The organism is Albidovulum sp. (assembly GCF_049646345.1).
GTDB lineage: Bacteria > Pseudomonadota > Alphaproteobacteria > Rhodobacterales > Rhodobacteraceae > Albidovulum.
Genome location: NZ_JBARVQ010000082.1, coordinates 1 through 6,508, shown reverse-complemented (window position 1 = coordinate 6,508; position 6,508 = coordinate 1). Strand labels below are relative to the sequence as shown.

Sequence of the window (6,508 nt, the reverse complement as noted above, 5' to 3'; positions counted from 1 at the left end):
GCGTCCGGGTTTGGCTGCGCCGCTTCTTCTGCTAGAACAATCAAGGAAATCGGTCGACGGCGGTATTTGTCCGGGTTTGGCTGCGCCGCTTCTTCTGCTAGAACCGGGGGCCTTCTGGCCCCCGCCTCACCATGGTCCGGGTTTGGCTGCGCCGCTTCTTCTGCTAGAACCAACCTTCTGCAACGCCTTGTTGCAGAAGGTTTTTCTTTTGAATGCAGTCGGGGAAAACTGCGGAAATCCCGCTAAAACAAGGTAAGTTGATCCGGTTTCTGCTGAGTCGGCATTCTGGATTTCTTGCCAAAAAAGCTCTGACTGAGTTGATACTGCCGATCGGTGAAAAACAAAATCTGAACGTGGCCCGACTCAGGGACACATGTGCCCACCTTGACAGCGATAGCCTCTGCTTTTTCTTTGGAATATGCATGCCGCAAATATACAGAAAACTGCACCATCTGGAAACCGAGATCGAGAAGATCGTTGCGAAACCGGGTGGCATTTTTCCGTTCGATTTTTGTCAGAACAGGAAGGTCAAAGAGCGCCCAAACCCACATAATGCGATACCTCGATAGATTGGAAAAATCAGGGAGTGTCATCCACCTGCACCTCCACAGATAACAAGGTGCGGGGAAATGAGAGCCTGGGCTTTTTCTCCTCGAAACTCCGAACGAGGCTTTGCGCCAGCCTGACCAACACCTGACTGAGCGGTGACTCGCCCTGTTCCGTACTGAAGGGGGCACTTAATGCGCCAACAAGCGCTGCGCGCGCTTCGGGAACAGTTGTGACGCCCTGCTCTAGCAACCTGTAAACCACCCCGTCGATTGTCGCGCGAAACGGTTCCATCAAGTCGTCCGCCAATACAAGAGGATCACCGCCGCTCTTGTGGTGGACGGAAAGGGACGGGTGCAGGCCCGCTGAAACAATGGCGCGAGCGGTGGCTGCACGGAGTACGGCATAGCCGTAATTGAGCATCGCATTCGCGCCGTCCATGTCTCGGTCGCGACGGAAGGACTTCCCAAACAAAAGTGGCCAATAGACCTGCGCCGCCTGTCCCTCACGATTGTCGGGATCACCCGACCGAACGGCATAGCTCAATCGTTTGACGCGTTCCGAGCTATACCCAACGTCCTCAAGAAGCGCAGCCTGATCCGCGATCTTGTGCCTGACAAGCCGTGCCCAGATTTGCTTGCGCAGCGGCAGCGAGGCCGCTGCCTGATTTCGCATGCGATACGCCTGCTCGCCCATGCCGGATAGCGGAAGGAGAACCGCATTCGGGGCGAAATTCGGACCGAGGATCATGACTGGCACGTTTTGGGCTGCCAAATGTGACAAAGCGGTGTTTGACCACGTCAGTCCTTGGGCTGACACCAGCACCGCATCGAGATCGTCCAGCTCCGCTTTGCCGATTTCCACGCCACCTTCGCGCACCGACAGAAAGCCGCGCGACTTGTGCACCGCGAGGTTGTCGCGGCTCAGTTCCAAAATACGTCCAACCATGTGGTCCTCCTTTGTGAGGCCCGTCAGGTCAGCTTGCCGATATCAGACTTTCCCATGAGGGATCGCATGCACCCGCCCCAATTCGTCTATACGCACGCGTCGTGCGCGCCGGAGTCGAAGTTTGTCGAACCCTGGTAAATCCCACCGAAAATCATCGTCCCCGTCTTCGTGCCGCTCTTGCAGCTTTCCCGCATCGTTCAACCCGCAGAGATAAATTCGGTTATTGCCCGGCGCCAACCGAACGATCCGTTTGACCGCATTGCTTCCGGCAACGACCTCGTTCTCTTCTTCATCCCAGTCAAAGAGCTGAAGCGTATCGCCCTTGTGCAGACGCATCACAAAGCGGCCATCTGGAAATAACTCTTCCCACCGCTGCTGTTGCCCGGAATTCGCGTCCCATACGCTTTGCGCATGACCGACCCACCGGCCATCGAATTCGACAATGTCGACGGAGGCAACTTCGCCAGGTTTGAACCACTTATAGGGCCGGCCGTCGGCGTCAGCGACCGGGCGGACTGAATCCTCGACCTTCAAATATCGAACTCGGCGATGACCGGTCTGCGAACTCCAGTTTTTCAGGCACTCCACTCTTCTGATTTCTGCTTCTTTTTTTGATAAACCTGCAATTCTTGCAGGTGCCGTTGCCTGCAAAATGGCGTGTCGCAGCGGGACATCCCGGACATGTCGGATTTCCTTGTCTGAAAGCTCAATGACGGGTTTGCGGCGAACAACAACCTTTTTACCCTTTCCGATGGAAAGATCCGCCTGGTTTTCCGGAACATCCCGAACCAACCCATAGGCGTTGTCTTCGTGCAATCGACCACTTGTCCGGGATGGGTCCATCGGGTCAGCGGACCCGTGTTTTGCACGATGGCTGACGTTGATACGCTCCATCGCGGCCATCACCTGATCACGATACCCATCAAACGGCTCCGGCGGCGCGGGCAATACGCGCGACAAAGTCTCCGCTCCGACAGATTTGGCCGCATCCTGCAACCGCTTGATCATCGCACGGTCAATCACGCCGATCACCGCAGCATCAATAGCGTGATGGCGGTGGTCGTCGCGGTTCTTGCGATTGCGATCGCCGAGATTGAGCCCCCAGCGATGGCGCAGCATCGCGGTCATGCGTCCCGGCAACATCCAGACATGATTACGTATTTTGCCATCGTCATCGGTTTTGTCGAACAAAGACTCCGCGTAGGCGTGCACCACGCGGGCCAGATAGCCCGTCGCGTGAAGCTGCCGGTCGTCGAAACTCTTCTGTTCTTCGAAAACCGCTATAGCATCGGGAAGAAACCGCCACGCCTTGTTACGCGGGAAATGCTTCGTCAGTTCGATCATTCTTTCCTGATCGAAAATTCCGCGTTCGGCGGCTTCGCCCGGAGAGAGCTTTCCCTTGCGCTGGTTTTCATCGCGGAAAGCAAGGGTCTTGTTCGTGGGACTGTCGTCAAACGTCTCAGCGAACGGCAGGATATGCTCAATCTCGACCGCATCAGAAAGCAAGTCCCCCCGGCTGATCACCTGTCCTGAAAAAGGGCTGCGGCGATCAGCTTCGTTTCGCCCAAGCTCTTCCCAAAGGCGCATCTTCAAGAACAGGTTCCCGACCCGCTGCCCCGGTTGCAGCAGGCCAACTTCTTCCAACTCCTCGCGATACCGGTCATTGCGTTTCCTGTTGGCATTGTTCAGTTTGTCGATCTCATCCTTTTCCTTTGGCGACTTGTTCAAATCGCGCGCCGCTTCCAGAACGACCTCTGCGGGCTTGCCGAACTCCTGGATCAGCATATTCATCACACGCCGGAACTGGCCGAGGGCAATATGGACGGTTGGATTTGTGATTTTGCCCAGCCGTTTGTCGGGTGGATCGTCGGGATTGCCCGTGCCGTTCCCAAGCATGCGACGCAAATGCTCCAACTCGTTATAGCGAGGGAGCGTATCGAGGCCCTTGTCAGGGCGGAAATCGCTATGCGTAATATCCGCATCAGACAAAAGCGGTGCACGCTGGACAGCCTCGGTATAGTCAATCACATCGTTGCGCATCTCGGCGACAAGCGCCTCGGTGACCTCTTTGCAGAACCGCAGATGCTTGTCTGGCAAGTGTATTTTCTCAACCGCTTCGGCCACGGATCGCTCAAGGCCATGCTCTGCCATCAGCCAACCAATAAGCTCCTCGGGGCTTTCACTATCTGCGAGCCTGCCGAGAATTTCCTCGCGCTGTTCAGCGCTGTAGCGCGGCCACGCTTCCGCCAGCGGCCCGGGTTTCTTCTTCGTGCCGAGCAGATTGGCGGCAACCTGATTGAAGTGGAGATGCTTCAATCCGCCTTCTTCGAGGTTGAGCTTTACCGATGAGTTGAGTCCGAGAGCATTTCGGACACCTGTTTTCCATGTCAGCTTTTCGCCGCCATTGAGCGTGTCAAAGAGCACCTTCCGCTTTTCCATATCCAATGGCTGGTCACCGTCATCGCGGATCACACGCAGATTTGCCAAATCCTGCAGAATCAGAAAAGCCTGCGCAGCAGGATGCCATTTGGGTAACCGGTCCTTGTCGGGAAAAAACGTGCAGCGCCCGGGCTCAACGGGCTTCAACGGTCGCTGATAGAAGATGGTGTATTCCCGCAAACGATCCCGCAGCGCATCGCTCAGATCATGATGCTTGGCCTGCTCCGTCCAAATCGCATCGAATTCCGCCTTGAGCATTTCCCGCGTCGGATAAAATTCATAGTGCTTGTCGGCGTTCTCACCCGTGGCGCGAACCCGCACACCCTGCCCGGATTGCAATCGCGCCCACAGATGAGCGCCGTAAGTGGCATGCCCCTCTTCCTTAAGCCGGGCATGCAAAGCTACGCTGGCAGACTTGATCAACCCACTGTCATCCTCGGCCTTATCGGCCTTCCGGTTGCTCTTGAACCCTCGATGCTTGGAGATATGCCATAGAGCACGTCCCAACTCGTTTAGCGTCACCTCCTGCGTGGCCGCGCGCGCGCGCAATTCGTAGGGGTTCAGTGCAAAAAGCGCATCGCGCTCAGCACCCTTGGGAGGGAGAAGCAACGCATTCTCCAAATCCGACAGCAAAAGCGACCGACGCGCCAACCGGCGGTCCTGCCCCTTACGAGCGGAGCGAGGAGCCAAACGACCCGCAGCATTGGACGCCTTGCTTTGAGAGTCTCGGCCATCTTCAAAGACCCGCGCGCCTAGGGGACTAAGCTTAATCGGATTGGTTCGCTTATCTGCCTGAGCGAGCGCTACGGGTTTGCCCGTCTTCTCATCTAGTTCAAATGCCGCCCAACCAACCGATGTTGTTCCAAGATCAAATGCAAATCTGTATTTTTTCAAATCATAGTTCCCTTGACTTATCTTCCCAATATAGGAACAAATAATATCACTTCTAGCAGAAGTAGCGGCGTGGTCTTTCCCGCGATAAGGTTAATACCACACCATTGAGGCAGGCTGCGGCCTGCCTCATTTCATTTTGCCCGCAAATTTGCATTCAATATTTCACGCCCTCGGCCTCCCAATTTGAATGATAGACCAAAAACGGAATAGGTATAGATGTCCGCTTGTGGGGTGAGGTTTTGAATTTTTCGCGACCGCAGCGAATGACGGCTTCCCCGAAAACTTGCGTTCGCTCCTTCGCGTGTGCGGCGAATTCACTCTTCCGCCCTAGTGGTTCAGCGTAGGCTGTGTGGGGGCTATCGCTCTCTATCCGTATCCCGCGCCTTCTCAGACTGAGACGTCCCCCGCAGCCGCGACAGCGCTTTCCGCGCCTCGTTCAGCGGCAAGCCGATCTCTTCATGCTCAACGGCGGCCGCGATCACCGCTTTGGCGATCTTCGCGCGTTCGACCGGGTCGGGGAAGTCACCCGCAAGCCCGTCTGTCCTGCCTGCGGCGAGGTCCGCGATGATGCTCGGGCCGTAGCGTTTGTCCAAATCGGTTCTGAAGGCGTGTGCAGAGTCCGGGGTGTCAAAGGTGACGGCGCTGTGCAATTCCTCGATCGCCACCATTTGTATGAGGGTCCGGCGCAATGCCGGTGCCTCCTGTTTGACGTCGCGTCCATAGGAACGGGTTATGATGCCAGCGGCCTCTTCGTAGAACTGGTCCACCTGCATCGCCGCTTTAGTGCGGGCGTCCGGTTCGGAGAGGTCGAGTTTCTGCTTCGCAGCCATCGCCTCGATGTCCTCCAGAACCCAGCCGCGTTCCTCATGGGCGTTGAGCGCACCGCGCTTCAGGCGGGAACCGATCTTGTCCGGATCGAGGCCTGCCGCATCGGCCCGCGCTCTGAGCGTGATGGTCAGAAGCCGCGCATCGGCCGGGTGCAGACCATTTCTCTTACCGTTCGATCTGGTTTCACCATCGCGGACGGACAGCCGATAGAGCGCCGTGCGAGGCCCCTGCCCTGCCAGCTCTGCTCCCCGCTCGTCGCCAAGCGCGGTCAGCGCCTGAACCGCGATCTCATTATAGACCGTCCGCGCCTTCAGCCCGTCTGCGCCCGGCAATTTGGCAATCCCGTCGCTGGCCGCCTCCAGCCAGGTCATCAGATAGGAGCGGAACCCCGCCCGGTTCTGGAAGTGCCCGGGATCGCCCGCGTGGGCCGTATGCGGCACGAACACCCGTCCTTCCGCCAATGCCAGCGACGCCGCTTCCATCCGCGCCGCCACCTCATTCGCCTCGGTCCGGCGAGCGACAAAGGCGAGGTCTTTGAAGATGCCAGACACCTCTTTCATCTCTTCAAGCGCGGCGATGCGGGCGGTGCCCATCCGTACCTTTTCCTCAACCGCCCTGCCCTCCCGGCGCGCGGCCTCGATCTCGGCCCGGCCCGGCCCGTAGGTCAGGATGCCGCGCTCCACGCGTGAGCTGGTTTCCAACGGCAGGTCATGGTCTGCCGCGATTGCCGCCATGCGGTCCTTCATATGATCAAGGTCGAAATCGTGGCCCTTCGCCATGTAGAACCACGTGTCGTTCAGAACACCCCGGTTCTGCACCACGAAATGCACATGCGGGTGCGAGCGGTCGGTGT

General features: G+C 57.6%; 5 protein-coding genes. 1 reads left to right on the top strand and 4 read right to left on the bottom strand.

Features of this window, described 5'->3' with window-relative positions; translation table 11 throughout:
* Positions 1-256: hypothetical protein (locus tag WBB85_RS02100; protein WP_432636968.1), on the top strand; the 256-nt coding region annotated here is incomplete at its 5' end.
* Here WBB85_RS02100 and cas2 read toward each other — a convergent pair.
* The 4 genes from cas2 to WBB85_RS02080 form a co-directional block, all read right to left on the bottom strand.
* Complete coding sequence (gene cas2 / locus WBB85_RS02095) at positions 243-593, bottom strand: CRISPR-associated endonuclease Cas2 (RefSeq protein WP_432636967.1); 351 nt, start codon at positions 591-593, stop codon at positions 243-245. The genes WBB85_RS02100 and cas2 overlap by 14 nt on opposite strands.
* Positions 580-1,494, bottom strand: coding sequence for a type II CRISPR-associated endonuclease Cas1 (cas1, locus tag WBB85_RS02090; RefSeq protein ID WP_432636966.1), 915 nt, complete (start codon positions 1,492-1,494; stop codon positions 580-582). Before cas1 ends, cas2 begins: the two co-directional genes overlap by 14 nt.
* 42 nt (positions 1,495-1,536) lie before the next feature.
* Positions 1,537-4,827, bottom strand: a complete 3,291-nt coding sequence (gene cas9, locus WBB85_RS02085; RefSeq protein WP_432636965.1) for a type II CRISPR RNA-guided endonuclease Cas9 — start codon at positions 4,825-4,827, stop codon at positions 1,537-1,539.
* Positions 4,828-5,183: 356 nt separating this feature from the next.
* Positions 5,184-6,508: hypothetical protein (locus WBB85_RS02080; protein ID WP_432636964.1), on the bottom strand; the 1,325-nt coding region annotated here is incomplete at its 5' end.